5 protein-coding genes are annotated in these 4,178 nt (G+C 39.7%); all 5 read right to left on the reverse strand.

The genetic code is table 11. The features are described 5' to 3' along the window. Positions 1-756: secretin N-terminal domain-containing protein (locus Q0605_RS11140; protein WP_298706924.1), on the reverse strand; the 756-nt coding region annotated here is incomplete at its 3' end. Continuing rightward, positions 734-1,093: a hypothetical protein gene (locus Q0605_RS11145; RefSeq protein ID WP_298706925.1), complete on the reverse strand. Its 360-nt coding sequence runs from the start codon at positions 1,091-1,093 to the stop codon at positions 734-736. The genes Q0605_RS11140 and Q0605_RS11145, both read right to left, overlap by 23 nt. A 68-nt stretch (positions 1,094-1,161) precedes the next feature. Further along, a complete protein-coding gene (locus Q0605_RS11150; RefSeq protein WP_297987257.1) occupies positions 1,162-1,815 on the reverse strand; it encodes a hypothetical protein in 654 nt (217 codons plus the stop codon). Beyond that, positions 1,815-3,335, reverse strand: a complete 1,521-nt coding sequence (locus Q0605_RS11155) for a hypothetical protein (RefSeq protein WP_297987255.1) — start codon at positions 3,333-3,335, stop codon at positions 1,815-1,817. The genes Q0605_RS11150 and Q0605_RS11155 overlap by 1 nt, the downstream gene beginning before the upstream one ends. 62 nt (positions 3,336-3,397) lie before the next feature. Then, on the reverse strand, positions 3,398-4,178 hold a 781-nt coding region (gene era, locus Q0605_RS11160), incomplete at its 5' end, for a GTPase Era (RefSeq protein WP_298706926.1).

A 4,178-nucleotide genomic window follows, 5' to 3' on the forward strand; every position in this document is an offset into this window, starting at 1 on the left:
ACTCCAATCTATACCGGTGGTGTATTCGTTATTTAGCTCGACAGATATGATATTTACATCTAGCAAGACTTGGCGACTAAGGCGTTTTTGCATACCGCTTAGATATCTATCTACGCGAGCTATCTGAGATTTCATAGCAGTAACGGTTACTAAACCGGCATTTTGATTTATAATAGGGGCGACTGCGACGTATTTTTCGGTACCGTTATTTAAAACAGAAGTGATTTCCTCGCTAATCTTCTCCCAAAAATCAAATTTCTCTTTGGTAGTGATCTTATTATCTTCTTTATTTTCTTTATCGTCGCTATCATCCACTTTCGTAGGTGCGGAATCGACAGAAGATTTAGTAACAGCAGTACCTTCTCTAATAGAGGTGATGTAATCCACTTTAAAAGTCCTAGTCTCTAGCGCTGAAATTTTTAATATACCATGAGAATACTCATAGCTTAGATTATTCTCTTTTATGAGTAGATCTAAAACTTCGCGTAAAGAAAGGTCTTTGATACTTACGCCTTGCAGCGGCTTGCTCATCTCCTCTTGAGCGATAGCGTCTTTTGCTACCACCGAGAAACGGCACATATCGGATAGCTGAGTTAGCATCTCGTTTAGCGTAACGGTATCGTTAATCTTAATATTTAGCGCCTTCCTATCGCAGTTACCTGCAGTTGCGGGAGCGGCATATAGACTAGTAGCCGTAACAGACAAAGCAAGCATAGCGGCTATGCTAAGCTTTTTACTTATATGTAATAATGACATTTTGACTTCCTTGTTTTAGTGTTAGTTCGACTTTATTTTCATCGTCGTTGGTAATAATAACGCTATTGCCCGTTATTTGCACGATCTTATATGAGCCTATATATTCGCCCAAACCATACCACTTATCGTTTAGCTTAACCTTATCGCCCATAATACCTACTAGCTGATAACCTAGATCCACCTGCTGATTAGCTTCTCTAGGCGCATTGGCTTCTTTAGGATAAAACGGATCTTGCAAAGAAGCTATCTGCTCATCGCTAAGACCTACTCTAGGCTTACTAAGATCATCGAATATCGCATCGTACTTAGCTTTATAGGCTCCATTACTAGGCGCCACCGTTTGATTATTATCTACAGCAAATAGAGCAGTAGAAAGCAGCAAAGAGCATAAAATTAACTTTTTCATTAGTAATTTACTCCCCAGATAGATATACCGATGCTTCCACCGATTTTGCCGTTTTTAGTGGCATTGATATCCATCTTATTTACATCTACGATCATCTCCGATTGTTCTATAAGGTTGATATACCTAAGGACGTTCGAAAATGCTCCTTCAAATTTCACATCTATATCCAGCAAAGCCTCAGGCTGAAAAATCTGTTTGATGCTAGGCTCTCTTCTATCGCTGTGAATAGCGTAAATTTTAATATTGTTATTCTCTGCAATCGTTGAAAGGCTATCCATAAATTTAGCCCAGTTCTTTTCATTATAGGTAAGCTTTGAAATTTCTTTTAGCTTACCATCTAGATACCCACGCTCATCATTGATATTTTTAAGGTTGGTTTTAGCACCATTGAGGATATTGCGCTTATTATTAACAAAAGCATCAGGATCACCGCCAAAAAACTCGTTATACTCTCTTTGTGCGCCTTCAAGCTTGGTTGTGGCGGTACTTAGATTTGTTTCGCTCTCCTCTAAATACGGATCCGCATAGTTACTCAAAATAAAGTAAGCTACCACACCTACAAACAACAAAGCTATATAAAAATAGTTATTTGCACTATTTCCCTTGGAGGCAAACCATTGATCAAGTTGATCTAATGAACTTTTCTTTTTCATTATTTAACCTCCACACTGATGTTGCTATCGTAAAAGACGGTTTTATTACCCTCTTGTAGCGCAATTGTTTTAGTATCCACGCCATACACTTCTTTTTTACTGATATCCTCTAAAAGCTCGGTCATCTGCTTATCGTTTTTGGTGCGCACCTGAACAGTTAGAGTCCTATTCTCATCACCGATCCTAACCATATTGCCCTTATTTTTAACGACCATATTGGTTAGCTCAAAAATAGAAACACCCTTCATAGCGTAATTGTTTTTCTTATCTAAGATGGCATTAATTAGTTTGCGCCTGTCGTTAAGCTCCTTACCACTCTTAGCAGCCTGGGCATTTACCTCTTTAGTCTCTTTATCTAAACGCGCACTTTCATCTCTAGCGGGACCCATCTTTTCCTCTAAACCTTTATATTCGCTAGTTTTATCATCAGCTACCATATTATTATAATATCCATAGCCGAAGTTATACGCAGGATACGCAGCGCCAAGTAAGCAGCCTAGCAACATATAGCCTATCAGCTTGCCGGTTGATCTTTGGGTCAAAGGTGGAGGTCTCATAAACGGCGAGTAGTTGTGATCATCGTCTTTAGTAACCAAATAATCTTGACCCACCAAGAACATCAAAATATCTAGCTGAGTGAGCGGATAATCTTTTGCGTTGATTGCAACGTTAAAATTAAAATCCTTGTATCTTAGCTTTAGATTATTTTCTACAAAAACCTCGATCGCAGGAATTTTACCAATATCCGTTCCGATATAGACGTTTTGGATATTGACGTTGTAAATTTTACTAATACCGTTTAACACGTCGTTGATGTAGTAAAACATATCGTCAAAAATTTGGATCATATAATCGCGTTCGGTCGGATTTTCTAAATTTACTCCCTGTTTGGAGAGCAGTCTATAAAAGCTCTCTTCATCGACTCTGCTACCGACTAGCTCGACATATTTTTCATGCAAAAATTTTAGGTTGTATCTTACTTGACGAGATTGAAAATATTCGCCGTTTTGATACACTACCAAAAACGCATCGTCGCGCTGCAAGTAGATGAAGCAGTCGATTCCGTCGCGAGTTAGGACGCCTCTATTATACAAGCCCTCGTATAAAAACGGAGCCATAGCCACATAGTCGATGTAGTTCGTCCTAGCGGCGATCGCATCGAATTCTGAAGTGAGTTTGGCATTATCTACGACAAAGACGTTGAAAATTCTATCGTCGCCGCCAGCGCCTATTACCTCACTATAGGTGATTTTGTAATCCAAAGCGGTGTCAAGCCCTAGCTCCTCATACACCTTAACGACGATCGCATCTAAAAGATCCGCGTCCTCTACCGATCTGCTTATCTCGACCGTCGCAGTCATTATATCCTTATACGGAATATATGAGACGTAAGTTTCCTTCGCACGATTCGCTTTTGAGAAGTCGTGCTCGAAAACTTCATTCTCACTTAGACCGAATATGGTTTGCGTGACTTTGTTAATCGCAACAATCGAACTAGCATTTTTACTATTCTTTGCCATAACACTCCACTTCCAAATGAAATTTTCTACGCTGCTAATACTAATAGAAATAAAATAAAATGTCAATAGATAAAATCGGTTTTCACCACAAATTCGTCATTTTTCCAGCTTTTTTTTACAAAAACTGTTAATTTTAAGTAAATTTTGACCTTAGAAAAATTTGAAATTAACTTTTTTGCTCGAATTCCGATCCGCTTGATCGCCTCGCCGTTTTTGCCGATCAACATCTCTTTGTGAGAATTGGTGTCCGTTATGATCCGCGCATATACCGAGATTAGACCGGGTTTTTCCACTACTTTTTCCATCACGACGTCGCTGCAATACGGGATCTCGTCACTCATACTCTCAAAAATCGCCTCAAGTATGAAGTCGCGATAAATTTCACGCTCGTTGGTCGCGCTTAAAATTTCGGGATCGTAAAAGTACTCATGCTCGGGCAAAATTTTACAAATTTCATCCAAAACCTGCTTTTTATAGACCTTTTTTTTGATGCTAACGGGGATTATCGCCTCAAATTTATCGGTAAATTTTTGATATTGCAGCAGCCGCTGCACGATCTTTTCGTCGTTTGCTTCGTCAATTTTAGTTAAAATCACGATGTGTTTGGTGCTAGGATTTAAATTTAAAAATTTTTCGTATTCAAAGGTATCGTCGTGCACGGGCACCAAAAACAGCACCAAATCGCAGCCCTCAATCGCCCCGAGCGCCACTTCGACCATCAGCTTATTCATCAGCTTGGCGCTTTCGTGCAGCCCCGGCGTGTCCGTGAAAATCACCTGATCTGCGCCGTTCATCGCGATGCCGTTAATCTTACGGCGCGTAGCGTTGATTTTGTGCGAGACG

It is taken from the genome of uncultured Campylobacter sp. (genome assembly GCF_938017705.1).
In the GTDB taxonomy this organism is placed as follows: Bacteria; Campylobacterota; Campylobacteria; order Campylobacterales; family Campylobacteraceae; genus Campylobacter_B.

Bases quoted from the DNA above. Each gene is read 5' to 3' on its own strand.
- Q0605_RS11150 (WP_297987257.1), bottom strand. From the start codon at position 1,815: ATGAAAAAGAAAAGTTCATTAGATCAACTTGATCAATGGTTTGCCTCC.
- Q0605_RS11155 (WP_297987255.1), bottom strand. From the start codon at position 3,335: ATGGCAAAGAATAGTAAAAATGCTAGTTCGATTGTTGCGATTAACAAA.